This is a genomic window from Pseudomonas edaphica, from assembly GCF_965277385.1.
Lineage (GTDB): Bacteria > Pseudomonadota > Gammaproteobacteria > Pseudomonadales > Pseudomonadaceae > Aquipseudomonas > Aquipseudomonas edaphica.
This window is the reverse complement of record NZ_OZ255725.1, coordinates 232,142-254,153: the sequence shown is the minus strand read 5'-3', so window position 1 is coordinate 254,153 and position 22,012 is coordinate 232,142. Positions and strand designations below refer to the sequence as shown.

Below are 22,012 nucleotides of genomic sequence, written 5' to 3'. Positions count from 1 at the left end.
GGGGACAGATTTATTTAAGTAACAAAGAGCTCGGACTAAATAAATCTGTCCCCTTTTTCCCGAACGGGGAATGTGGGAGATCTTTCTGTACGACAGCAGAACATGACAACGTTCATCGAGGATGTTCTGGGTCAGGCAGCTAGTCGACAAGGTCGTTACAAGAGCATCAGCGTGGCAGAGCAGCAGCAGGCTAGGCAGATGCTTCGGGAGTTCAGGCGTGCCCCTGAAAATGTGAGTGGTAATTTGATCGGCGTTGACCTACAGGGTGAAGTATTGCGGGTCTCACCTTGGGCGCGTAATTGACTGATGGGGCGTACCAGAATGGAAAAAATAGAAGGAATCCTAGAGCAGCATCGGCACTGGCTGTCTCAGTCGGATGGGATGGTGGCTCAAGAGCTTGAGTACCTTGAAGAGGATCTTGCCTGTGACTCCTTGGAGGGGTTGGGCAATGTATCTGATTCATTGGGGATACTTGCAGTTTGTCACGGTATACAGGGAGAGGTCTCTATTTGTGCCGGTGATATTTCTGGCTGGGAGGAGGTATCCCGCGCGATGATTTACCGCTATTGGGTGCTAATGCTCAGAGCTAAGACCTTTTCTAATACGAGCTTTCTTCAAGGCATTAGAAACGCCCCGAATCTGACTAATCAGTTGAGCAATGCAGGTTGCTTACTTGCAGGTTTCATTGCTGCGGATAGGCATGATCTAGCAGAGTCGGTCGCCGATGTGCTTGTCGGGATGTTAACTGTTGATGGAGCTGTTGATCCCGGCTATCTCAAAGGGCGTCGATTCGAACCTTTCATGCTGTGGCTCTATTCTGTCTATTCGGGTGGGAGTGCACCTGCCCTGATTGAGTCTATGGATCTCGGCATTTACAAGAAAGTGATAGACAGTTGGGCAGATGAGCAAAGGCTTGCCGGTGTACTGGACGAGGTATGCCAATATCACTTAGCTAACTCCGAAGATAAGGGCGGGGCTTGGGACCCTGAGTTCAAAAACCCACCTTTTGATTTGCTGCCTTTGGAAGTTTTCGCAATTTTTAAGGTTCGCCAACAGTGCGGGTTGAAGTCACTTGCAGTTGCGAATCCCTTGTTATCTATTGAAGTGGCTGCATTGGAGAATCTGGTTTTCAAGCCTGATGACGTTTCTGTAAGGGTTGAGACGGCCTATAGAAATTTCTTCAGCTAAAGCACAGATAGAACAATCGGGAACTGACCCTGATAAACGATAGGGGACAGACCACGTTTTTCGTAGATGTTGATGTGGCTGAATAGCAGTTCACTTGGTGCAAAAGGACCAGGGCAGGCTATCCCTGATGCAATAGGAAAAGGGGACAGATTTATTTAAGTAACAAAGAGCTCGGAGAATTAAATAAAACTGTCCCCTTTTTTCCCGTTGTAATGAGCGGGACGCTGATCGGTGTCATTCAGGTGCCGGTCAGTAGCAGGCGTAAGCGCTCAAATAGGTTGTTCCATTTTTTGAACCTGTAACCGCCCGGGTACTGGGTGGTGTTGTCTGTCATACATGGAGTTTCACATGAAGCAAAAGTCGTTTAATAAAAGCGCATTGGCCATGATGGCCGGGCTCATCAGTAGCCAGGCGCTGGCCGTTGAGGTGGATATCGGTCAAGGCAAGACCACGTGGATCGGCGAGACGCTCAATGAGTCACTGACCCTTACCGGAACATTGTCTGAGCCCACGAACTTGACCGCCAGCCAAGGCACGAGCAATTGGAGAGGGGTGAGTGTCGCCGACACCAGGATCCAGGGTTTGTTGATCAATCGTGCGGATATTGTGCTGGATTCTCAGGGGCGTTCCATTCGTGCGTTTGCCGTGGACCCGGACGTGTCGCTGGCCACCAATCCCGGCACAAGCACCATCACTGGTGACGTGATCCAGGCCGGCAAAATCATCATGAACAACGGCGGCTATGAAGGTCTTGAAATAGGCGGTACCACCATCGGTGGAAGTGTCATCAACTCCGGTACGATCCAATCCACAGCCCCAACATCTGGCTCCCTGAGCGGCGGCGATGGCATTTATCTGCATGGCGCCACAGTGGCGGGTGATGTCTCCAACACCGGCGTGATAGCGATGGTGGGTGATGACTCCCTGGGTATGGCGCTGGACCGGCGCGGCACGTTGCAGACCAGCATCGGTGGCAAGATCCTCAACTCCGGGACGTTGTCGGTGACAGGTAAAGACGCTTGGGCTTTTGAGGTGGAGACCAGTACAACCCCATTGAGAATCGAAAACAGCGGTCTGATCTCTGCCAATGGCTCCGACGGCAAAGGCATCGCATTTTTTGACGGCACCGTCGACTACATCCTCAACACCGGCACGATTGAAGCCAAAGGCGAAAACGCCAAAGCCTTCGACTTCCAGGGCGCAGCCTTCGCCCAGAACAGCGCAACCGGCTCCCGTGGCATCGTCAACCGCGGCACCATCAGCGCCGACGGCACGGCCATTTTTGTTGATGCTGTCGAGCAAACGTCGCCCTTCGAAATCAATCAGCAAGCCGGCGAAATCCGCAGTAACTCCGGCACTGCCATCGATGCGGCTCATTTGGCCACTCTGAACTGGTCCGGCGGCAAAATCGTCGGTGACGTACTCAACGTGAATGCCGTGAACATCGCCGGCCAGGCGGACTTTACCGGCAACCGTATCATCGCGCCGGTAACCATCAACGCCGGCTCCTTGAACCTGTCGGCCCCCGGCACCATCCTCACCGGTGACCTCAATGTCGCCAGTGGCGCAGGCATTGATATGCGCCTGGCCAACAGCGTCGTGCCAACCACGCCGTACCTGACGGTCACTGGTGCAGCGAATTTCGCCCAGGCTTCAAAGGTGACTTTGAGTGCCAATCCAGGTGATTTCACCGCCGTGCCGAGTGGCACCGAATACACCCTGTTGCAAGCCAGCAGCGTGCAGAACAATGGCCTGACGGTTAGCAGCACCTCGTCGTTGCTGGATGTGCTCAGCTATTCGACAGATGCGCAGACAGTCAAGGCTGTGGTTGGCTTGAAGAGCAATCAACAGGTACAAGAAGAGCTTATCAACGTCGGCGCCACTGAGCAGGTCGTCACCGCAGTCAACGAAGTGAAAAATGACGTGCTTGGGCAGTTGGGCGCGAACGATCCGGTGTTCCAGTCCTTGGCCAACGCGGGCACGGCGCAGCAACTGGCGCAGATCGGTGAGCAGCTCAAGCCAGATGTAAACCGTGGTGCTTTGGATGTGGCGTTGTCGGGCCAGACAGTGATCAATGGCGCGATCCTTAATCGCCTCACCGGCCAACGGGATAACCGCGAAGCCGTTGGTGTGTGGTTGCAAGGCTTGAGCAGCAACATGGACCAGGACGGTCGTGGTGGTAATAACGGTTATTCGGCCAACAGCAGTGGTATGGCAGTGGGTGTGGATGGTCGGTTGAACGACAGCACTACGCTGGGCGTGGCGTACAGCTACGTCAATTCCAATATCCATTCGGACCTGGGCAACAAGACCGAAGTGCAGGGCAACGCGCTATCGCTGTATGCCAACTGGTCGCTGCAGAACTGGTTTGTCGATGGCAGCTTGAGCTACGGCCATAACGACAACGACAGCAAGCGTCATGTGGCCGGTACCACGGCCAAGGGCAGTTATGGCAGCGATGTGTTGTCAGCCAGCGTGCTGGGCGGCTACACCTTCAAGTTGTCGGAGGCGGTACTGGTTGAACCGCGAGTGGCGGCACGTTATTCCAGCGTGCGCGTGGACGGCTTCAACGAGAAGGGTTCTTCGGCAGCGCTGAGCACCGGTTCGCAACGTTATGAAGTGGGCGAGTTGGGCGCAGGTTTACGTCTGGCCGGCAACTTCCCGCTGTCCATGGGAAGCCTGCAACCGGAAGCGACCTTGATGGCCTATCACGACCTCATGGGTGATCGCGTGGCGCAGACCTCGAGCTTTGTGATGGGCGGCTCGGCGTTTACCGTCACCGGTGCCTCGGTGGCGCGTGACAGTTACGAAGCCAGCCTGGGCCTGAATTATCAGGTGTCGGCGCTGACGGTGGGTGCCAGCTACACACGTCAGGCGCGTAGCGGGTTTGATGCTGATGGTGTGATGGTTAAGGCGCAGTACGCGTTTTAAGGAGCAACAGCATGAAGGTGGCTCTTTGGGAGCCCCCTTCATGCAATCGGTTTAATCGGATAACAGGTAAGGAGGCCCGGTGGGCAAAAGCCGGCACATTACTTTGTCTGGTAACGGTTATGAGGGACAAACAAAGGGCTCGGAAAATTAAATAAATCCCCTTTTTTTACGCTGGCCCACGCACAACGCTTCACGTCTTCATCCCCATGGCCGATACCCTGGCGATGATTAAACGCATCAAAGAACCCGCGCCGGCCAATCGCTGGCGCTCTCAACCCGCTCTACCGTCACACCACAAGGAAGAAGTACATGATCAAGCTGTTCTGCAAAGCCGCTGTTGTATTGTCCCTGGCCACGCTGTTTGGTTGCTCCTCGACGCCGTCGGTGGAGAAGATGCAGGCTGACGTGGCGAACTACTCGTTGCCCAAGGCCGCCGTCGCCGATAAAGGCCTGGTGTATGTCGTGCGCCCAAGCAACGTGGGGATGATGGTGCGGTTCAACGTGTTCCTGGATGACAAGGAAGCCGACTCGGAGATGGGTTACAACCGTGGTAACCAGTACATTTATTTCTTCGTGTCGCCGGGCCATCACGTGATCAGTTCCAAAGCTGAAAACTGGGCTGACATGCCGATCAACGTCAAGGCCGGTGAGGTGGTTTACCTCAAGCAGGAAGTTGAAATGGGCTTCGCCGTGGCGCGCAACAGCCTCAAAGTGCTGAGCGATGTGGAAGGCCGTTATCTGGTCAAGGACGCGTCGTTGGGTACCATTGCAAAAGAAAGCAAGTGAATTAAAAAGCGCTTGAGGCGGCCGGGCGCTGAGCTTGGCCGTTGTTGCTGTTTACATAAGCCGGAGTGACACCGTATGGACGCAATTACCCCCGCTAAACGGCCGACTATTCTGGCCAGCATCGGCCGTCGCCTGCTGGCCCGAATCATCGACTCTGGCATCGCGGTGCTGATCTTTTTCATCGTCAAGTTCGGCGCCGAGGTGCTGTCGGCGTCCGTCCCCGCCGTGACGGCCAAGGGCGGGTTCCTTGTGGCGTTTTTCGCAGGTTTTGCCTACCTCTTGCTCGCAGACGCGCTGCCCAATGGCCAGAGCCTGGGCAAGCGCTTGCTGAGCATCGCGGTCGTCGACCGTAAAACCCGCAAGGGCTGCTGCATTTCTCAGTCATTCACCCGCAATGCCGGGGTGCTGGTGATCATCGACTGGGTGTGGATTTTTCTTGAGTCCAGAACCCGCCTCGGCGATATGTTCGCCAAAACCATTGTGATTCAAACCGGCAACTTGACTAAGGTACGCGGTCTTGCCGACATCTATGACGACGGGAAGCCCGGCACTGCTTGAGGGTGGTAGCTCTGGTTTCAACGTGTAGGTTAAAAGGCTCTGGGGCGAAAAGGGGACAGATTTTTTAAGTAACAAAGAACTCGGAAAATCAAATAAATCCGTCCGCTTTTTCTCCCCTGGGCGGAAAATGTGGGTAATTTATTTGATTTTACGTGGTCGATATCACAAGTAAATTTGGCACCTTTTTTCTTATGTCCTTGGGTGAGTGTAAAAATGAAACGTACTGAACTTTCCGAGCTGGAGCTACCGACAATGAGGGAGGAGCTTCTGTCTTATATGGGTGGGTTGTCAGACGCTAATTATCAGTATCGGGCCTGGGTTGAACACTCCTTGCCAGAGTCTGGGTATGACAAACTCGATTACACTGTGCATTTCTTATATGATGATACCGGGCTTGCTAAGGATCCCTATGCTTGGATAGGTGTGGTTCTGAGAAATACGGAAGAAGCCAGTTCTATGGCAGCCCTTGTGAGTGCCATTGATGTGGTTTTTGATAAGTATGGCGTTGATCTTTCTGATAAGGATTACTTGGAGAAGAAAGAGTGGCAGTTAGTGGTGGATAAGGCTAAGTCCGCGCTTGAGGTTCTTCTCTGTGATGGCAAAGGTTAGCCCGCCTTCCCACTTAAAAATGAAATTTATTGCCATTTTTGTCCTGGTAGGTATTTAGGGAAAAGGGGATGGGTTGGTTTAAGTAACAAAGGGCTCGGAAAGTTAAATAAATCTGTCCCATTTTTCTCGAGAAATGAATGCGGTAGCCAAATTGAAAGCTTGGAATTTCCAAGTGTTAATGCTTGTTCAAGCGATGCTAGGGGCAGTTACTCCAAACTTTAGAATGGTGGTGTTATCTTGTGAGGTTGATGTCTGGGTAATAAGATTTTATCTCGAGAAAAATATAGAAGATGATATCGCTGAGATAGAAGATATTATATGTCAATATGCCGCGTATCAGGATTCGAGTTTACAATGCAAGTCAGAGATTTTAGTCGGTAATGAAAATCTACCTAGTTTTTCGGAAGGCAATAGGGCTGTTTATCGTCGAAAAGAGTGATTTTTGAGTTGAAAAAATGGGTCGGATCCTGCGAAAAAAATGCGATCAGATCACTAATGTGGAGAGCTAGGTTGTTCTAAATGAGCACTAAAGGTGGTCTGATCTCTACTGTTTCTAATGAGTTTAGTGGGCATTACTGGAAGAATTGGACGCTTCAGGTCAAGGGAGAAATGGGGTCAGATCACTATTCTTCTGGCGGTGCATTAAACGTGGTCTTCCCCCTATTTTTCAAGGACAAAATGATGGATGGATTGGTTTGGCTTGAAAAACTCAAGGAGTCATTTTCTTCAACTGGTCTGGGTTATGAAGATCTTTACGAACTCATAGAGGCTGCTATAGCGAGAGGGAGGACTAACTTCCCGGCTTTTATCTATGATGCTTCGCGGGGGGTTGGCGTCTCTGTAAGTGAAGGTTTTTTTTACTCTCTCGATCAGGATTGGGACGATCCAGAGGATTTCAATGAGGTCAGCTTTTTTTTGGGCGAGGTGGAAACTTCAAGTCTTCCAGTGCCTGACTACGTTTTCCTGATGAAAATTGCAGCTCATGTATACTCTACTTTCTTTCCTGATGATGGGGGCGCTGTTCTAAGGTCTGCTGAAAGATTAGAAAAGCGTTACTCAAAAAGGTTTTAGTCTAGTTGAATCGTTCAGTAAAAGGAAAACAGGATAAAAATAAGTCAGAACACTATTCTTCTTTGGAAGAGCAAAAAATGGGGTTATGCTACTATTTTTTACGGAGCACTAAACGCGGTCTGACCCCTATTTTTCGCCTATTCTTCTGGCGGAGCACTAACGTTGTCTGACCCTGAGGAATCCCTGCAGTAACGAACTGACACAACTCATCAGTTTTGTCAGGCGACGAGAATGGATTGAAGGCAGTGCTTGAGCGAGCGCTCTGTGTAAAAAACGGATGGCTTGCATGGGTCGAGGATCTTGTTTTAGTGTGGTGCAAACCAAGTTGCCGACTCATGCAGGCTTCTTCAATGATTCCAACTTCTTGATTTTTCTTAAGAAAAATCGGGGATCCCTCAGGGTCAGACCACTATTGTTCTTGCTGAGTATTAAGCGTGGATTGGCCCCTATTTTTCCAGAGTTGAAGAGTTAGGAATATGTACTCACAAGCCGACCTCGCTATGGATTTAGAAAAAGCACTGGTTAACGGTTTCGATGTCTTTAGGATTTCTAAACTGGCATTTGAAATTTATCAAAACCATGGCTTAGAAATCACTGCTCCCATGGATCGAGCACTTCTCACATTGATGGCAATGGAGGACGGTGAGGAGTTTGAGTTGACTGAGTCCGAGCTTTTGGGTCTGATTTCAGCGATTAAAGCAGTGTAGATGGAGCAAAAGAGATCGAGTGGGATCAGACCACTATTCTTCTGACGGAGCACTAAACGTGGTCTGCCCCCTATTTTTTTTTAAAAAACCTTCCTGAATCGGCAAACTGGCTCATGAGGGAAAGTGCCCAGTTCGGCTTGCTGCCTACGGCGGTGTATCAGTCATTAATCCGGCACTGACACACCGCCTTCGCAGGCAAGCCAGCTCCCACAGTTGGTTTGTGGTGTGTCAGCAGGTTTTGGGTTGCAGGCACTCCAGCGCACGGTCGGCCAGGGTTTGGGCCATGTCGATCAGGTGTTCGGTGGCGCCGGCCATGTGGCGTTGATCGCCTGTCAGGCCTTGGGTGGTGTCGGCAGCGGTGGCGGCTGCGCAGCGCAGCAGGTCGCAGAGTTGGGCGAGGGCGTCTTCGAAACTGAGGTCGTGATGCACTGTAAAGGACTGCGGTGAGGCGGGTTGCAGGTAGTGGTTCAGGGCGCGTTCAAATATCTCGCGGCTGGGAGTGAAGCGCGTTGTATTGCTCATGCATAAGCTCCTGATAAGGGGCCTACTTGTTTCAGGTTTCCACACCTGTTCGCTGATAGGCAGCGACAGAGCACAGGCTAGCCAGTGGCATGCGCAGGCGCAAGGCCGAAGGGCTGCTTAGGAAGCTTCCTGCAAGGTTAAGGGATATGGATTGCTGGCCTTTAACACTGCATGTCGATCAGGCAACACCGATCAAAGCTGAGAGGCGGGGTGTTGTGGCGAGCGGGCTTGCCCCGCGTTGGGCTGCGCAGCAGCCCCAGGGGAGTCAACGCGGTTTTCCAGATGTATCGCGTCGTGAGGTGTCAGGGCCGCTTCGCGCCCCAACGCGGGGCAAGCCCGCTCGCCACAAGAAGTTAGCTCCCACAGTTCTGAACGTGTTCAGACCAGGTATTTGCGGAACCAGCCCAACGTGCGCTCCCACGCCAGATTCGCCGCTGCCTCGTCATATCTCGGCGTCGAATCATTATGAAAGCCATGATTGGCGCCCTTATAAATAAACGCCTCATAGGTCGTGCCTGCGGCCTTCAACGCCTGTTCATACGCCGGCCAACCCTCGTTGATGCGCGTGTCCAGCTCGCCGTAATGCAGCATGATCGGCGCCTTGATGCGTGGTACGTCCTTCGCATCCGGCTGCCTGCCGTAAAACGACACCGCTGCGCCGAGTTCTGGATAAGCCACCGCCGCCGCATTGGTCACGCCGCCGCCATAGCAGAAGCCAGTAATCCCGACTTTGCCGGTGCTGCTGTCGTGGTGCATCAGCCATTCGATGGCGGCGAAGAAGTCGTTCATGAGTTTGGTGGGGTCGACTTTTTGTTGCAGTTCCACGCCTTTTTCATCGTTGCCGGGGTAGCCGCCCACGGAGGTGAGGCCGTCGGGTGCCAGGGCGATGAAGCCGGCTTTGGCCAGGCGCCGGGCGACGTCTTCGATGTAGGGGTTAAGGCCTCGGTTTTCGTGCACCACCACCACGGCGGGCAGTTTGCCGCTGGCCTTGGCCGGGCGAACGAGGTAGCCGCGTACGGTGCCGTTGCCTTTGGGCGAGGGGTAGGTGATGTAGTCGGCGACGATGTCTGGGTCAGTGAATTTGACTTGTTCGGCCAGCGCGTAGTTGGGGCTCAGGGCTGCCAGCAGGGCCGAGGCGGTGAGGCCGCCGAAGGTGAACAGCGCGGCGCGGTCGAGAAATTCGCGGCGGTTGAGTTTGCCGTGGGCGTAGCCGTCGTAGAGTTCCAGCAGTTCGGGGGCGAAGTCTTTCGCGGTGAGACGAGTCATCGGAGCAGTCCTCGATTAGCGGTGGTCATCACTGTAGACCAGGATCAACGTTCGCGGCCATGGGCGGAATCCGACAATTGCCGGGTATCGACGCGCACGAACACCGAGTCGCCGAGGGCGGTGAGCACGTCACCGGCGTACACCTCGCAGACCACGCGGCTTTTACGCCCCACGTGGCCTTCAACCCGCGCGCGCAGGGTCAGTGTCACGCCCATGGGCGTGGGCTTGATGAATTTGATCCCCAGGTTACCGGTCACGCAGTCGATACGCGGCAGGCTGCCGGGCTCGCGCTGTTCGTTGCGGTAGTGGTAGGCCATGGCCGTCCAGTTGGAGTGGCAGTCGACCAGCATGGCGATCAGGCCGCCGTAGACCAGGTCCGGCCAGCCGCTGTAGTGGGCTTCGGGCAGGTGCTCTGCGATCACATGGATACCATCGGCATCCCAACGGCTTTTGATGTGCAGGCCATGGGGGTTGCTGCCGCCGCAGCCGTAGCAGATGCCTTCGGGCGCGGTGATGTCCTGCAGGGAAGGGGGATGCATGCAAAGTCCTTATTGTATCTTTTGGCGACTACTCTGTTTAGCAGGGCACGCTGCGAAAGGGAATAAAACCATGGCATGGCGTGTTAGCTCAGCACATCTGTTCATTTATCTTGCGGAGTGTTGCATGAAGCGTCGAATGCCCCTGTTTGTAAGCCTGGCGGTGCTCCTTGGTGTGTTTCTCGGCAACGCGCAGGCGGTGGAATACAAAGACGTCAACCGCACCGCCAGCCAGATCAGTTTTACCTTCCAGCAATTCGGGCAGCGGGTGTACGGCACCTTCAGCGACTTTGAAGGCACCCTGACCTTTGACACGCAAAAGCCCGAGGCGGCGCATGCGTTGCTCAAGATCCAGCTCGCCAGCATCGACGCCGGCAGCCAGGACGCCAATACCCAGTTGCAGCAACCTGCGTGGTTCGACACCGCGGCTTATCCTGTGGGCGTGTATGAGTCCAACGGCGCCACGGCGCTGGGCGATAACCGCTACAAGATCACCGGCAACCTGACGATCAGGGGCATCACGCGGCCGGTGGATATTGAGGTGCAGCTCAAGGAGCAAAGCGGCATCGGCGTGTTTGACGGCGCGTTCATCCTCAAGCGCAGCGACTTCAAGATTGGTGAGGGTGAATGGGCGGGCAACAGCGTGGTGTCCAATGACATCAACATCAAATTCAAGATGGTTGCGCCGCAGCGCTAACGGGCAAACTTCTTGGCCCCGGCCACACAGCCGATCACCGCAACCGTCACCAGCACCATGCCCAGGCTGACCTGCTCATGCAGCAGGCTCGCCGCCAGCGCCAGGCCGAAAAACGGTTGCAGCAACTGCAACTGGCCGACCGCAGCGATACCACCCTGGGCCAGGCCGCGATACCAAAACACAAAGCCGATCAGCATGCTGAACAGCGACACATAGCCCAGGCTCAGCCACGCCGGCAGGCTGATGCCCGTGAGGGTTGCCGGCGCCAGCATCACGCTCAACGGCGCCACCACCGGCAACGACACCACCAGCGCCCAGCAGATCACCTGCCAGCCGCCCAGGCTGCGCGACAACGTGGCGCCTTCGGCGTATCCCAGGCCGCACACCAATACGGCCAACAGCATCAGCAGGTCACCGGCCGGCGCGGCGCTCAAGCCTTGGGCAACGGCGTAGCCCATCACCAGCAGGCTGCCGAGAATCGAAAACAGCCAGAACACCGGGCGCGGGCGCTCGCCGCCACGCAGTACACCAAACACTGCAGTGGCCAGCGGCAGCAGGCCAATGAACACGATGGAGTGCGCCGAGGTCACGTATTGCAGCGCGAGTGCCGTGAGCAGTGGAAAACCGATCACCACACCCAGGGCGACGATCACCAGCGGCCCCCATTGGTGGCGTGCAGGGCGTTTTTCCCTGAACAACCACAACAGCAGCAAGCCGAGCACCGCGGCAATGGCGGCGCGGATCATGGTCAGAAACACCGGGTTGAACTCCATCACCGCCAGGCGCGTGGCTGGCAGTGAACCGCTGAAGATCACCACGCCGATAAACCCGTTGATCCAGCCTTGGGTGCTGGTGTGCGGCGCAGTGAGGCTTGAGGTGCGTTCCATGGTGAGGGCTCGAACTAGGTGGTTGCGTAAACACCATCCTAGGGGCCAGGATTAAGACAATCAAAAAATTGTCATGGATACACCGCCTATGCCGCGCGCCCGCTACAAGTCGCTGGTCGACACCTTTGCCCAAGACATCCGCAGCGGCGCACTGGCGCCCGGTACACGCCTGCCCACGCACCGGCAATTGGCGGCTGAACATGGCCTGGCGTTGGTCACCGCGAGCCGGGTGTACACGGAGCTTGAAGCCATGGGCCTGGTCAGCGGCGAAACCGGGCGCGGCACCTTTGTGCGGGAAATCGCCTTGCCGCCGGGGCAGGGCAGTGGGCAGATGAATGTGGCCACCGGCATGCTCGACCTGAATTTCAATTACCCCTCGCTGCCCGGCCAGGCAGACCTGCTGCGCACCGCTCTGCGCCAATTGGCGCTGTCGGGCGACCTGGAAGCGCTGCTGCGTTACCAGCCCCATGCCGGTCGCCTGCATGAGCGCGCTGCCGTGGCACGGCATCTATTGAGCCGAGGCCTGGCGGTTGAGGCGGAGCAGGTGCTGATGGTCAGCGGCGCCCAGCACGGCCTGGCGGTGACGATGATGGCGTTGCTCAAGCCTGGGGATGTAATTGCCGTGGATGCGCTGACCTATTCAGGCTTCAAGGTGTTGGCCGAAACCCTGCACCTGGAAATCGTCGCCATTCCGGTGACCGCCAGCGGCCCGGATCTGGCGTTCCTGCACGCGCTGTGCCGCAGGCGCCCGGTGCGTGCGGTGTACAGCATTCCAACCCTGCATAACCCGTTGGGGTGGGTGATGAGCCTTGCGCAACGCGTGCAACTGATTGCCATCGCGCGTGAGCACCATCTGATGCTGATTGAGGACGCGGCCTACGCGTTTTTGGCCGAAGACGCGCCACCGCCGCTGGCCACGTTGGCGCCTGAGTGCACGGTGTATGTGGGCGGGCTTTCCAAAAGTGTCGCCACGGGTTTGCGCGTCGGGTTTATCGCCGCGCCGTTGGAGTGGGTGAAAAAACTGGAGCGCACGATCATGGCCACCACCTGGAACGTGCCCGGTGCGATGAGCGCGATTGCGGTGGGCTGGATCGAGGACGGCACCGTCGCGCAGCTCGAAGCACAAAAGCGCCAGGACGCACGGGCACGCCAAGCCTTGGCTGCGCAGGTGCTCAAAGGCGTGCCTTACATCAGCCATCCGTCTTCGTATTTTTTGTGGTTGCCGCTGGGGGACGAGGCGCGGGCCGATCAGGTGGCCATGGCCTTGCAGCGCGAGCAGATTTCCGTGTCCACCGCCGAGCCGTTTGCGGTCTCGGCCACGGTGCCGCACGCGCTGCGCCTGGCGCTGGGTTCGGTGAGCATGGCCGCGCTGGGTGAGGCGCTGCTGAAGGTCCGGGAAGCGGTGCGGTGGTGAGCCGCACCGCTTGGCGTCAGTATTTGTAAGCCTGACGCCCGATCAGCAGCCATTTGCCTTTTTGCTTCTGCCAGACCTGGAAGTTGTCGATATCGGTCGGCACTTCGACGCCGCTGTTCACGGCCAGGGCGTGAAAGTGGTTGCGCACCAGCGCGGTGTCGCCGTCCAGGGTGATGGTCTGGTTTTGCATTTCGAGGGTTTTGAACGCGCTGGTGTGGGTTTCCAGGTCAGCGATAAATTGCGCTTTGTTCTGCACCTTGCCGCTGGAGTGGCCATAGGTGAGCTTGTCGGACGTCAGCGCGTGCAGCGCCTTGAGGTCCAGGTGCAGCATGGCTTGGGTCAGTTGGTCGACCGCTTGAGCCACATCCTTTTCGGCCGGGGCAGGCGCAGCTGCGACGTAGCCGGTGAACAGGCACAGAAAACCGATCAGCACTTTGACGTTTGGCATGGGTGTTTCCTTATTGTTGTTGGGGTGAACACGACAACTTAAGTCGTCGTACAACCATGCAATATTTTTGAGGAAGAAGGAAAGTGAAATTTTGAAATATCTTGCAAAGGTTAGGCTTGATGACGTTATAAAGAATTCCAGTTCTTGTACGACGTCCCAACACATCAAATAAGTGCGGGCGGAACGCCTTGTCGCTTCCAGCCCAACAAGCCGATCGCTATGCTACTGCGCAAATAACAAGCCGCCCGAGAGACAACATGGATTTTGACTGGCACAGCGACGCCATCACCCGCGCCACTCCCGTGACCCCACACTACAAAAATACCCAGAACGTTCGCCGTTTCATGCTCGAACACTGCGGCCCGACGTTCAAGTTCGACCGGCCGTTCATGGCCTGGATCCGCAACGACTTGCCCAAAACCTTGGGCGATGTGGTGGATGAGTGGCAACGCCGCAACGAGGACGCACGCCCATGACACGCGACGAAAAATACCAGGCTGCCCAGGAACGCATCGGCTACCTGCTGGAGGAATTCAAAATCGGCGGCAACTACACGCCGTTGGTGCGCGATGGCAACCAACTGTACATCAGCGGCCAGATTCCGCGTGTCGGTGACACTCTCATGCTGCCGGGCAAGGTCGGTGAAAGCCTGACCCTGGCCCAGGCGCAAATCGCCGCCAGTATCAGCGCGTTGCGTTGCCTGGGGTTGCTCAAGCAAGCGCTGGGTTCGCTGGATCAGGTCAAGACCCTCGTGCGTATCACCGTGTATGTGCGCAGCGCAGAAGACTTTGATCAGCAAAGTGAAGTGGCCAACGCCGCGTCGGACCTGTTCCACGAAATCCTCGGCGCTGCCGGTGTGCACACGCGCACGTCGGTGGGGGTGATGCAGTTGCCCAAATCGGCGGCCGTCGAGATCGACATGATCGCTGTTGCACACGATTGAACTGGCGATGATCACCCAAGGGCTTGAGGTACTGATCGACTACGCCGTGCACTTGGCGCCGGGTCTGCTGCTGTTTGGTGCGTGGTTCGCGTTGACACCGAGAGCGCAGGTGGCGATGCGCATCCTGATTCTGCTGGCGGCGTTTGTGCTGATGCGCGATGTGATGACGCCGCTGGGTATGTGGGCGGTGAGTCGCGATGTGCAGATCGCATTCAGTGGCAATGCCTTCGTACTGGCGGCGCTGGGCGGGCTGTCGGTGCTGCTGATCATGCTGCTCTCACGCCTGGCACCCGAGTTGTGGCGGTTGATGCGTTGGTCCATTGGCAACCCGTTGGTTGGCATGGCGGTGGGGGTTGTGGTCGGCTGTTTGATCGGCGTGCCACTGCGGGTTTACCAAGGCATTGATGCAAGCCAGTTCCACGGCTACTGGGTGTGGTTGCCGGGCATGGTGGTATTGGCCTATGGCGCCAATGCGTTGGAGGAAGTGCTGTTCCGCGGCTTTTTGCAGGGTTACCTGGAGCAACAGGTTTCGCCATTGCGCGCGGCATTGATCAGCGGCGTGGCCTTTGCAGCCTGCCATGGGTTCCTGGCCTTAAGCGTTACCCAACTGGGCTGGCCGGTGTTGCTGTTCACCCTGCTTGAAGGGTTGGCCTGCGCGCTGGTGCGCATGCGTTACGGCGTACTGCCCGCCGCACTCGCCCACGGCACCGCCATCCTGCTGATCGCCGTGCCCTACATGGCCTGACCTGAAACACAGTTCCCACATTGCTTGACTTGAAACACAGCCAAAAAATGTGGGAGCTGGCTTGCCTGCGATAGCGTCAGGTCAGCCAGCATAGTTGTCACTGGAAAGCCGCCATCGCAGGCAAGCCAGCTCCCACAGGTTGACCGCATTCAGACCGTTGTGGCTCTACCTGGCTTGACTAGAAATACAGTCAAAATGTGGGAGCGGGCTTGCTCGCGAAGAGGGTGTATCAGTCACCTGATGCATCGCCTGACACGCCGCTTTCGCGAGCAAGCCCGCTCCCACAATGTTTACAGCGGCGGTGTGCGCGGCGGGATCAGGCGTTTGCTGCCGGTGGCTTCATACGCGCTGGCGAAGCTCAGCAGTGCCGAATCATCGTACGCACGACCGGCAAAGGTCAGGCCGACGGGCATGCCGATGTCGGCCATCACGCCCATCGGCACGGTGACGGTGGGCACGCCGAGGTGGCGGATGGCGAGGTTGCCGTTAGCGACCCACACGCCATTGCTCCAGGCGATGTCGGCACTGGCTTCGTTCACGTCGGCATCTGCCGGGCCTACATCGGCCACGGTCGGGAACAGCACCGCATCCAGCCCAAGCGTGTCCATCCAGTCTTCCAGGTCGATGCGCCGGGTTTGCTCCAGGCCGCGCAAACCGTCCGGCACCGTGCTGATCTCGTTCCACGGCGTGATGCCGCGCTCGGCCATGCGCACGTATTCGTCCATGCCGGCGGCCAGGTCATCTTCACGGTTGGGCAGGGTGCCCGGGTCGTGCGGGAAGATTTTCGGCCCGTCGACATCCGCCAGGCGGTTAAGCGCCGGGTCGTTGTTGGCGCGCAGGAAGTCATCGAAGGCCCAAGCCGACAGTTCCCACAATTCGTCGTGCAGGAATTCCTTGGAAACCAAGCCACGGGTAAACACGGTTGGCGCGCCAGGGCGATCGCCTTCGCAGTTGGACACCAGCGGGAAATCCACCTCGATCACTTCGGCGCCGGCGGCTTGCAGCGCCTTGCGTGCAGCTTCCCACAGGTCGATCACGCTGGCGCGGGTGTTGATCTTCTGCCCGGTCGGCCCGCCAATGCCGGGCTTTTCGCTGGTGCCCGCCTCGGGGTCGGCATTGATGTACATGCGCGGCACGCCGAAACGTTTACCGGCGAGGGCTTCGCTGCTTACCGCCAAGTCGGCGTAAGACGCGGGGCGCACCGACGCCACGCTCGGGATCGGCACCCAGGGCTGCAGGCGCCACAGGTCGCCACGGGTGTCGGAGTCTTCGGCGACCACCACATCCAGCACTTCCAGCAGGTCGGCCATGGTGCGTGCATAGGGCACCACCACGTCCATGGTCGGCGTGAGCGGCCAGTTGCCGCGTACCGAAATCACCCCACGGGACGGTGTGTAGGCGCACAAACCATTGTTGGACGCCGGGCCACGCCCGCTCGACCAGGTTTCTTCAGCCACACCAAAGGCGGCGAAGCTTGCCGCCGTGGCGGTACCCGCCCCGTTGGACGAACCGGAGGCAAACGGTGCAGTCAGGTAGTCGGCGTTGTAAGGGCTTTCGGCACGGCCATACACACCCCGCTGCATCCCTCCATTGGCCATCGGCGGCATATTGGTCTTGCCCAGGCAGATGGCGCCGCCCGCTCGCAGGCGTTCGATGGTGAAGGCGTCGCGCTGCGCAACCAGCTTGGCAAAGGCCGGGCTGCCGGATGCGGCCGTCAGGCCCTTGACCAGGTAGCTGTCCTTGGCGGTATAGGGAATGCCGTCCAATGGCCCCAACGTTTCACCCCTGGCCCGGCGCGCATCGGACGCCTCGGCTTCTTTGAGGGCTTCAGGGTTGCGCACCACCACGGCGTTCAGCGCGGTGGCGGTCTGCGGGCCGTCATAGGCATCGATCCGCGCCAGGTAGGCGTTTACCAGTTCAACGGCAGTGGTCTGGCCGGTTTCAAGCGCCGCGCGCAGTTGGGCAATGGAGACTTCGGTAACTTGCATCACGTTTTTTTCGCCGCCTTCAAGTGGGAGGTATGGCGGCAGTCTACGGACAGATATTTCACAAAACCAGCGCGGCATGCTCCGCATAGGCGGCGCGCATGACTTGCCACGTCGGCTCGTCAGCCGGAATCAGATGCTCGATACGCAGCGACGTGAGGGTGATGTCCTGGGGCATGCCGAACGTGGTGAAGGTCGACAGAAAGCTCAGCTCGCCCTGGGGTGAGCGGATGCGCGTCAGCGCCAAGGGCGGCATGTGGCCGGGTGGTTCGGTGTGGGTGGGCGTCGGCAGGCTGGCTAATAAAACCGCCAATTCAGGATTGCCCAACGCCTCCCGGCTGGCGCGTTGCCAGGCAAGCGTGCGGATCTCTTCGGCGTTGATCAGGTGGTCGCCAAAGCCGCCGGTTTGCAGCAGCGTGGTCAGCAGGTTCAGCCCGTCTGCCGCATCCGGTTCAAGCCCCAACAATTCAAACAGGACGCCGGTACTCGCATTCGCCGCCAGCACTTGCCATTGGCTGCCGAGCAGAATCGCCGGGGCCGGGTTATTGGCGTGCAACACATGGCTGACGGCTTCGCGAATCGCGGCCATGGCCGGTGAGGCGAGCGGGGTGGCGGTGTAGCGTGGCGCGTAGCCGGCGGCGAGGAACACGCGATTGCACTGCTCAAGCGGCACATCCAGCGCGGTCAGTAAATTGTGCAACGTGCCCGGGCTCGGCTTGGCGCGGCCGGTTTCGATGTAACTGAGGTGGCGTTGCGAAACGCCGGTGATCAGCGCCAGGTCCAGCTGGCTCAGCTTGGCGTGGCGACGCAGTTGGCGCAGTTGGTCGCCGGCAGTAGTGTCCATGGCGGGTTCATAACCTGTGAGGTCATTGCGAGGGCCAAGACCTTATCACTATCGTGAGCTTCATTCACTTCAAGGACGAGACCATGCACAGACCCTCTATTGCCCTGGTCGGGTTAGTTGGATTTTCACTCTATACACTGGTGACGATGCTCACCGCCGAGCAATCACTGCTGGCCTTCGGGCGCCAATTAATGTCGCGGCCGGACACCGCGCAGGTGGTGATCGACCTGTACCTGATGGCGGTGCTGGCGTGTGTGTGGATGTATCGGGATGCGCGCGGGCGCGGGCGGTCAGTCGTGTCTGTGCTGCCGTATTTTGCGCTGACGGCGGTGTTTGTTTCGGTGGGGCCGTTGCTTTATATCGTCGTCAATGGGTTGCGCGATGAATGACCTGCTGGCTATCTACGCAGGCTGTGTGCTGGTGCTGTGCCTGAAAATGTTTGCGATTTCCTGCTATCAGGGTTTTTGGCGGATTCGGCGGCGGGCGTTCACCAACCTTGAAGATGCGGCGTTCTTCAGCCGCATGGCGCAGCCACAAGAATTGCCGCACGTCGTGAGGGCGCAAAGGGCGTGGGCCAATGACCTGGAAAACATCCCGCTGTTTTTTGTGTTGGGCGGATTATGTGTGGCGCTGGGGAGTTCCCAGGGTGTCACGGGTTGGCTCTTTGGCCTGTTTACCCTGGCCCGATTGGCGCACACGGTGACGTATCTGGCAGGGCTGCAACCCTGGCGCACGCTGGCCTATGCAGTGGGCGTGGCCTGCCTCTTCGGGCTCGGTGCCCTGGTGGTCTTGAGGCTGAGATGAAATCCCCCCTGGCTGAGCAAACTTATTGTGGCAAGCCCGCTCGCCACAAGAAAACCTGGCCATAGGCAAGGGATTAAGGGTTCAGAAACGCCTGGTAATTGTCTTTGGTGATCTGCTGATAAGGAATGGTCAGCTCAGCCACATAGGGTTCCTTCTTGACCATCTTCACCGCCAGATCAATCGAGCCGACGGCCTGGCCTTTGTTGTCCTGATACACCGTCACCAGCAACTGGCCCTTCTTCACCGCGTCCAGCCCCGCTGCGCCGCCATCGCTGCCGGCCACCAGGATATCCTTGCCCGGTTGCATGCCCGCCTGGCTGATCGCCATGGCGGCGCCAATCGCCATTTCATCGGCATTCGCCGCCACGGCATCGATTTTGCGTCCGGACACAATCCAGTTGCTCATCAGGTCAATCGCCTTGCCGCGCTGCCATTCGGCGCTTTGCTCCTCGACAATCTTGATGTCCGGGTAATCCTTGAGCACCGTCTTCACCCCCAGCGTGCGGTTGTGCGTGGCGTTGTTGGACAACAGCCCGAGCATGATCGCTAGGTTGCCCTTGCCGCCCATTTTCTCTGCCAGGTAGCGCATCTGGATTTCCCCGGCCTTGATCTCATCCGAGCCAACATAACCCACGCCCGGCGGCACGTCCTGGAACTCCGGGCGGCGGTTGACGTACACCAGCGGGATCTTGGCCTGCTGGGCATTGACGGTCATTTTCTGCGTGGCCGCCGTGTCCACCGCGTTGACGATAATCGCGTCCATGCCCTGGGCGGTAAAGTTCTGCACCTGATTGAGTTGGCGCACCACATCGCCCTGGGCGTCTTCAAATTGCAGGGTCACGCCGGGTAGCTCCTTGGCGTGGGCCGCCATGTAGTCACGCATCTGTGCGAGGAACACATCGTCGACCTGGGCGATGCTCACGCCGATACGTATATCCGCCCAGGCCCAGGGCGTAACAGCGAGGGTCAGCAGTGCTGCGAGGAGTTGCTTCTTCATGGTTATGCTCCGTTCTTTTTGTTGTTGTAAAAGCAGTGGGATTCACGCCTGGCGCTTGGCCCGCAGTTGCGCCACGGCAGCGGCGAAGTCTGAATAGGGCCAGCGTTCGTCAAGGGCTTGTTGCATTAATTGCTGCCCGGTTTGCGGGGCGAGCCCGTGCAAGGGCGGGTCGGTGTCGAGGTTGGTGGGGAAGGCATAACCGTCGGCCGTACAGGCGATCACCGCTTCGGCATTCAACGCAGGGTTGGCCAGCAACACCGGGTACACCGCGAGCATCATGCGGTCGCGGTCGAGGGCTTCCATGGGCTTGCCGAACGCCGACGAGATTTGCAGCAGGTTGGCCATACGCCGGTGGTGGGTCGTGCGGTTGGTACCCGCCGCGTGGAACAGCGCCGGGTTGAAGAACAGCAGGTCGCCCTTGTTCAGCGGCAATTGCACGGCGTGCTGCTGGAAGTAGTCGATAAACTCTGCGCAGCGCCAGGCCAGGTAACCCAGCGGGTATTGCTGGGAGAAGGGCAGCAGTTGGGTCGGCCCGCTTTCCAGCGGCATATCCGAATGGGCCACCGCGCCTTGCAGCGTCAGGTATTGCGACAACAGATGCAGCGGCAGCGGAAAGCGTTCAACCACCTCAGTGGTCTGAAAGCCCAGGTGATAGTCACGGTGCGGCTGTTGCGCCTGCCCACCAGGGTGGACCACGTTCACTTGCGCGGTCATCTGAAAGCTCGGCCCCAGCCACGCTTCGGCGATCAAACCGAGCAGCGGGTTGGCGTAGTACTCGGCAAACGATTCCGGCGACTGCAGCGCGGCTTTCTGCAGCGAATTCCAGATGCGCCCGTTGCTGCCGGCCTGGGCAAAATGGTCGGCGGCCACGCCTTGCGCAGCCTCATGGGCAAAGATCGCCTCGAATACCTGGCTATGGCGATCGACCACCGCCAGGTCTTCATAGGCCTGGCGCACCACCATCACCCCAGGCCCGTCGCGGAACAGGTGATGCAGCTCATCCATGACGCGCAAGCGCTCGCTGTTGCGTAAAGTGCCGGCCTGATAGATCGGCACATTGCTCACCACCTCGGCACACAGCGGGTAGTCCTCGGCGTTGGTCCGTTGGGCGCAAATACGGCTGAAATCCGCCAGGCGCACCGCCGCGCCGGTCACGAACGCCGACATCACACACCTCCCGGCAGGCTCAGCGCCTGGTGCGGTTGCGGGCTGCCGCTGTCGGTGCAGCCGACCACGCCTTGCTCCAGGTCGATCACCGAGCCGGTCATCATCCCGGCTTCACGCGAGAGCAAAAACGCCACGCTTTGCGCCACTTCTTCGGGCTTGAGCAGCCGCCCGAACGGCTGCGCGCGCTCGGCCTCGGCCAGCCAGCCGTCCTGCGCGCCGTGGTATTGGCGCTGGATCTGATCCTCGTGAGGCGTGTCCATCCAGCCGATATTCAGGCCATTCACGCGGATGCGATTACGCAATGCGCTGAACGCCACGTTCTTGGTCAAAATCGCCAGCGCGCCCTTGGACGCCGCATAGGCGCTCAAAAACGATTGCCCGCCATGCCCGGTGATGCTCTGGATATTCACCACCGCGCCTTCCACGCCGGTGCTGATCATCAGCTTGAGCGCTTCCTGCATCAGAAAAAACGGCGCACGTACATTCACCGCAAACAGCCGATCAAACAGCTCGGGCGAGGTGTCGAGAATAGTGCCGCGATCCGACATGCCGGCGCAGTTCACCAGCCCGTGCAAGGTGCCGAAGTGGGTGCGTGCTGCGTCGATGATCGCGCGGCAATCCTCGACGTTTTCCAGGTCGGCCTCGACAAAAAATGCCTGGCAATCGAGCTGTGCCAGTTGCCGGACCTGCTCTTCGCCCTCTGCGCGGCGGCGCCCGCAGATGATCAGCCCGGCAGCGCCACGCTGCGCCAGGGTATGCGCCACGGCAGCGCCCAAACCCTGGGTGCTGCCGGTGACAACAAAATATTGGCCGTTGAATGCGTTGGCGAGATCGGTGTGAGGCATGCGGTTCTCCTGAAATTGTTGTTGTTTTATCGACCTGGCTCGACGCCGGGCAAAACTGAGAC

25 protein-coding genes are annotated in these 22,012 nt (G+C 58.1%); 15 read left to right on the top strand and 10 right to left on the bottom strand.

The features are described from left to right. Positions 1-321 precede the first annotated feature (321 nt). The 8 genes from ACQY47_RS01245 (at position 322) to ACQY47_RS01210 (ending at position 7,850) form a co-directional block, all read left to right on the top strand. Positions 322-1,188, top strand: coding sequence for a hypothetical protein (locus ACQY47_RS01245; protein ID WP_428554866.1), 867 nt, complete (start codon positions 322-324; stop codon positions 1,186-1,188). A 348-nt stretch (positions 1,189-1,536) separates the two neighbouring features. Continuing rightward, positions 1,537-4,119, top strand: coding sequence for an autotransporter domain-containing protein (locus tag ACQY47_RS01240; RefSeq protein ID WP_428554863.1), 2,583 nt, complete (start codon positions 1,537-1,539; stop codon positions 4,117-4,119). A gap of 393 nt (positions 4,120-4,512) precedes the next feature. Beyond that, on the top strand, positions 4,513-4,905 hold the full coding sequence (locus ACQY47_RS01235; RefSeq protein WP_428557406.1) for a DUF2846 domain-containing protein: 393 nt from the start codon (positions 4,513-4,515) through the stop codon (positions 4,903-4,905). A gap of 75 nt (positions 4,906-4,980) precedes the next feature. After that, complete coding sequence (locus ACQY47_RS01230) at positions 4,981-5,463, top strand: RDD family protein (RefSeq protein ID WP_428554860.1); 483 nt, start codon at positions 4,981-4,983, stop codon at positions 5,461-5,463. Positions 5,464-5,676: 213 nt separating this feature from the next. Beyond that, entirely contained in the window at positions 5,677-6,072 is a 396-nt protein-coding gene (locus tag ACQY47_RS01225) for an SCO4402 family protein (protein WP_100219310.1), read from the top strand. 151 nt (positions 6,073-6,223) lie between these two features. Then, positions 6,224-6,511: a hypothetical protein gene (locus tag ACQY47_RS01220; RefSeq protein ID WP_176992123.1), complete on the top strand. Its 288-nt coding sequence runs from the start codon at positions 6,224-6,226 to the stop codon at positions 6,509-6,511. Between the two features lie 80 nt (positions 6,512-6,591). Further along, positions 6,592-7,143 (top strand): hypothetical protein, encoded by a 552-nt coding sequence (locus ACQY47_RS01215; RefSeq protein ID WP_170037703.1) that lies wholly within the window; start codon positions 6,592-6,594, stop codon positions 7,141-7,143. A gap of 476 nt (positions 7,144-7,619) precedes the next feature. Beyond that, the gene (locus ACQY47_RS01210) at positions 7,620-7,850 is read left to right on the top strand and encodes a hypothetical protein (protein ID WP_017138978.1); all 231 of its coding nucleotides are present in this window, start codon (positions 7,620-7,622) and stop codon (positions 7,848-7,850) included. A gap of 228 nt (positions 7,851-8,078) precedes the next feature. On the opposite strand, the gene ACQY47_RS01205 is transcribed toward ACQY47_RS01210, so the two are convergent. The 3 genes from ACQY47_RS01205 to ACQY47_RS01195 form a co-directional block, all read right to left on the bottom strand. Further along, a complete protein-coding gene (locus ACQY47_RS01205; RefSeq protein ID WP_428554855.1) occupies positions 8,079-8,372 on the bottom strand; it encodes a DUF6124 family protein in 294 nt (97 codons plus the stop codon). A 378-nt stretch (positions 8,373-8,750) separates the two neighbouring features. Then, positions 8,751-9,638: a YghX family hydrolase gene (yghX, locus tag ACQY47_RS01200; protein WP_236375429.1), complete on the bottom strand. Its 888-nt coding sequence runs from the start codon at positions 9,636-9,638 to the stop codon at positions 8,751-8,753. Between the two features lie 44 nt (positions 9,639-9,682). After that, positions 9,683-10,177, bottom strand: a complete 495-nt coding sequence (locus ACQY47_RS01195) for a PaaI family thioesterase (RefSeq protein WP_428554851.1) — start codon at positions 10,175-10,177, stop codon at positions 9,683-9,685. A gap of 124 nt (positions 10,178-10,301) precedes the next feature. Here ACQY47_RS01195 and ACQY47_RS01190 point away from each other — a divergent pair, with 124 nt between their 5' ends. Beyond that, positions 10,302-10,871 carry a YceI family protein gene (locus ACQY47_RS01190; protein WP_428554848.1) on the top strand — a complete coding sequence of 190 codons (570 nt, stop codon included), beginning with the start codon at positions 10,302-10,304 and terminating at the stop codon, positions 10,869-10,871. Here the strand turns inward: ACQY47_RS01190 and ACQY47_RS01185 are convergent. Further along, a complete protein-coding gene (locus ACQY47_RS01185) occupies positions 10,868-11,758 on the bottom strand; it encodes a DMT family transporter (protein WP_428554845.1) in 891 nt (296 codons plus the stop codon). The genes ACQY47_RS01190 and ACQY47_RS01185 overlap by 4 nt on opposite strands. Before the next feature lie 88 nt (positions 11,759-11,846). Between ACQY47_RS01185 and ACQY47_RS01180 the strand changes: the two genes are divergently transcribed. After that, positions 11,847-13,172, top strand: a complete 1,326-nt coding sequence (locus ACQY47_RS01180) for a PLP-dependent aminotransferase family protein (protein ID WP_428554842.1) — start codon at positions 11,847-11,849, stop codon at positions 13,170-13,172. 16 nt (positions 13,173-13,188) lie between these two features. On the opposite strand, the gene ACQY47_RS01175 is transcribed toward ACQY47_RS01180, so the two are convergent. Beyond that, positions 13,189-13,620, bottom strand: a complete 432-nt coding sequence (locus tag ACQY47_RS01175; RefSeq protein WP_017138971.1) for a nuclear transport factor 2 family protein — start codon at positions 13,618-13,620, stop codon at positions 13,189-13,191. A gap of 257 nt (positions 13,621-13,877) precedes the next feature. Between ACQY47_RS01175 and ACQY47_RS01170 the strand changes: the two genes are divergently transcribed. From ACQY47_RS01170 to ACQY47_RS01160, 3 genes are read left to right on the top strand one after another with little or no spacing between them, the layout of a single operon-like run. Continuing rightward, the gene (locus ACQY47_RS01170) at positions 13,878-14,096 is read left to right on the top strand and encodes a DUF6434 domain-containing protein (RefSeq protein ID WP_428554837.1); all 219 of its coding nucleotides are present in this window, start codon (positions 13,878-13,880) and stop codon (positions 14,094-14,096) included. Beyond that, positions 14,093-14,563 (top strand): RidA family protein, encoded by a 471-nt coding sequence (locus ACQY47_RS01165; RefSeq protein ID WP_176992126.1) that lies wholly within the window; start codon positions 14,093-14,095, stop codon positions 14,561-14,563. The genes ACQY47_RS01170 and ACQY47_RS01165 overlap by 4 nt, the downstream gene beginning before the upstream one ends. Before the next feature lie 7 nt (positions 14,564-14,570). After that, positions 14,571-15,308 (top strand): CPBP family intramembrane glutamic endopeptidase, encoded by a 738-nt coding sequence (locus ACQY47_RS01160; RefSeq protein ID WP_099549634.1) that lies wholly within the window; start codon positions 14,571-14,573, stop codon positions 15,306-15,308. 290 nt (positions 15,309-15,598) lie between these two features. Here the strand turns inward: ACQY47_RS01160 and ACQY47_RS01155 are convergent, their stop codons facing one another. Both ACQY47_RS01155 and ACQY47_RS01150 read right to left on the bottom strand, forming a co-directional pair. Beyond that, positions 15,599-17,299, bottom strand: coding sequence for an amidase (locus tag ACQY47_RS01155; RefSeq protein WP_099549635.1), 1,701 nt, complete (start codon positions 17,297-17,299; stop codon positions 15,599-15,601). A 55-nt stretch (positions 17,300-17,354) separates the two neighbouring features. Further along, a complete protein-coding gene (locus ACQY47_RS01150; RefSeq protein WP_099549636.1) occupies positions 17,355-18,137 on the bottom strand; it encodes a helix-turn-helix domain-containing protein in 783 nt (260 codons plus the stop codon). 83 nt (positions 18,138-18,220) lie between these two features. Here ACQY47_RS01150 and ACQY47_RS01145 point away from each other — a divergent pair, with 83 nt between their 5' ends. Continuing rightward, positions 18,221-18,526: a DUF2834 domain-containing protein gene (locus tag ACQY47_RS01145; protein ID WP_026013836.1), complete on the top strand. Its 306-nt coding sequence runs from the start codon at positions 18,221-18,223 to the stop codon at positions 18,524-18,526. Further along, complete coding sequence (locus ACQY47_RS01140; protein ID WP_099549637.1) at positions 18,519-18,941, top strand: MAPEG family protein; 423 nt, start codon at positions 18,519-18,521, stop codon at positions 18,939-18,941. The genes ACQY47_RS01145 and ACQY47_RS01140 overlap by 8 nt, the downstream gene beginning before the upstream one ends. A 73-nt stretch (positions 18,942-19,014) precedes the next feature. Here the strand turns inward: ACQY47_RS01140 and ACQY47_RS01135 are convergent, their stop codons facing one another. From ACQY47_RS01135 to ACQY47_RS01125, 3 genes are read right to left on the bottom strand one after another with little or no spacing between them, the layout of a single operon-like run. Continuing rightward, positions 19,015-19,938 carry a sugar ABC transporter substrate-binding protein gene (locus ACQY47_RS01135; protein ID WP_017138963.1) on the bottom strand — a complete coding sequence of 308 codons (924 nt, stop codon included), beginning with the start codon at positions 19,936-19,938 and terminating at the stop codon, positions 19,015-19,017. A gap of 42 nt (positions 19,939-19,980) precedes the next feature. Continuing rightward, complete coding sequence (locus tag ACQY47_RS01130) at positions 19,981-21,105, bottom strand: phytanoyl-CoA dioxygenase family protein (RefSeq protein ID WP_099549638.1); 1,125 nt, start codon at positions 21,103-21,105, stop codon at positions 19,981-19,983. Then, positions 21,105-21,950: an SDR family oxidoreductase gene (locus ACQY47_RS01125; RefSeq protein ID WP_428554830.1), complete on the bottom strand. Its 846-nt coding sequence runs from the start codon at positions 21,948-21,950 to the stop codon at positions 21,105-21,107. The genes ACQY47_RS01130 and ACQY47_RS01125 overlap by 1 nt, the downstream gene beginning before the upstream one ends. Between the last annotated feature and the right edge of the window lie 62 nt (positions 21,951-22,012).

Coding starts and splice junctions, on each gene's coding strand:
- ACQY47_RS01245 (WP_428554866.1), top strand. CDS start 322: ATGGAAAAAATAGAAGGAATCCTAGAGCAGCATCGGCACTGGCTGTCT.
- ACQY47_RS01240 (WP_428554863.1), top strand. CDS start 1,537: ATGAAGCAAAAGTCGTTTAATAAAAGCGCATTGGCCATGATGGCCGGG.
- ACQY47_RS01235 (WP_428557406.1), top strand. CDS start 4,513: ATGCAGGCTGACGTGGCGAACTACTCGTTGCCCAAGGCCGCCGTCGCC.
- ACQY47_RS01230 (WP_428554860.1), top strand. CDS start 4,981: ATGGACGCAATTACCCCCGCTAAACGGCCGACTATTCTGGCCAGCATC.
- ACQY47_RS01225 (WP_100219310.1), top strand. CDS start 5,677: ATGAAACGTACTGAACTTTCCGAGCTGGAGCTACCGACAATGAGGGAG.
- ACQY47_RS01215 (WP_170037703.1), top strand. CDS start 6,592: ATGAGCACTAAAGGTGGTCTGATCTCTACTGTTTCTAATGAGTTTAGT.
- ACQY47_RS01210 (WP_017138978.1), top strand. CDS start 7,620: ATGTACTCACAAGCCGACCTCGCTATGGATTTAGAAAAAGCACTGGTT.
- ACQY47_RS01205 (WP_428554855.1), bottom strand. CDS start 8,372: ATGAGCAATACAACGCGCTTCACTCCCAGCCGCGAGATATTTGAACGC.
- yghX (WP_236375429.1), bottom strand. CDS start 9,638: ATGACTCGTCTCACCGCGAAAGACTTCGCCCCCGAACTGCTGGAACTC.
- ACQY47_RS01195 (WP_428554851.1), bottom strand. CDS start 10,177: ATGCATCCCCCTTCCCTGCAGGACATCACCGCGCCCGAAGGCATCTGC.
- ACQY47_RS01190 (WP_428554848.1), top strand. CDS start 10,302: ATGAAGCGTCGAATGCCCCTGTTTGTAAGCCTGGCGGTGCTCCTTGGT.
- ACQY47_RS01185 (WP_428554845.1), bottom strand. CDS start 11,758: ATGGAACGCACCTCAAGCCTCACTGCGCCGCACACCAGCACCCAAGGC.
- ACQY47_RS01180 (WP_428554842.1), top strand. CDS start 11,847: ATGCCGCGCGCCCGCTACAAGTCGCTGGTCGACACCTTTGCCCAAGAC.
- ACQY47_RS01175 (WP_017138971.1), bottom strand. CDS start 13,620: ATGCCAAACGTCAAAGTGCTGATCGGTTTTCTGTGCCTGTTCACCGGC.
- ACQY47_RS01170 (WP_428554837.1), top strand. CDS start 13,878: ATGGATTTTGACTGGCACAGCGACGCCATCACCCGCGCCACTCCCGTG.
- ACQY47_RS01165 (WP_176992126.1), top strand. CDS start 14,093: ATGACACGCGACGAAAAATACCAGGCTGCCCAGGAACGCATCGGCTAC.
- ACQY47_RS01160 (WP_099549634.1), top strand. CDS start 14,571: ATGATCACCCAAGGGCTTGAGGTACTGATCGACTACGCCGTGCACTTG.
- ACQY47_RS01150 (WP_099549636.1), bottom strand. CDS start 18,137: ATGGACACTACTGCCGGCGACCAACTGCGCCAACTGCGTCGCCACGCC.
- ACQY47_RS01145 (WP_026013836.1), top strand. CDS start 18,221: ATGCACAGACCCTCTATTGCCCTGGTCGGGTTAGTTGGATTTTCACTC.
- ACQY47_RS01140 (WP_099549637.1), top strand. CDS start 18,519: ATGAATGACCTGCTGGCTATCTACGCAGGCTGTGTGCTGGTGCTGTGC.
- ACQY47_RS01135 (WP_017138963.1), bottom strand. CDS start 19,938: ATGAAGAAGCAACTCCTCGCAGCACTGCTGACCCTCGCTGTTACGCCC.
- ACQY47_RS01130 (WP_099549638.1), bottom strand. CDS start 21,105: ATGTCGGCGTTCGTGACCGGCGCGGCGGTGCGCCTGGCGGATTTCAGC.
- ACQY47_RS01125 (WP_428554830.1), bottom strand. CDS start 21,950: ATGCCTCACACCGATCTCGCCAACGCATTCAACGGCCAATATTTTGTT.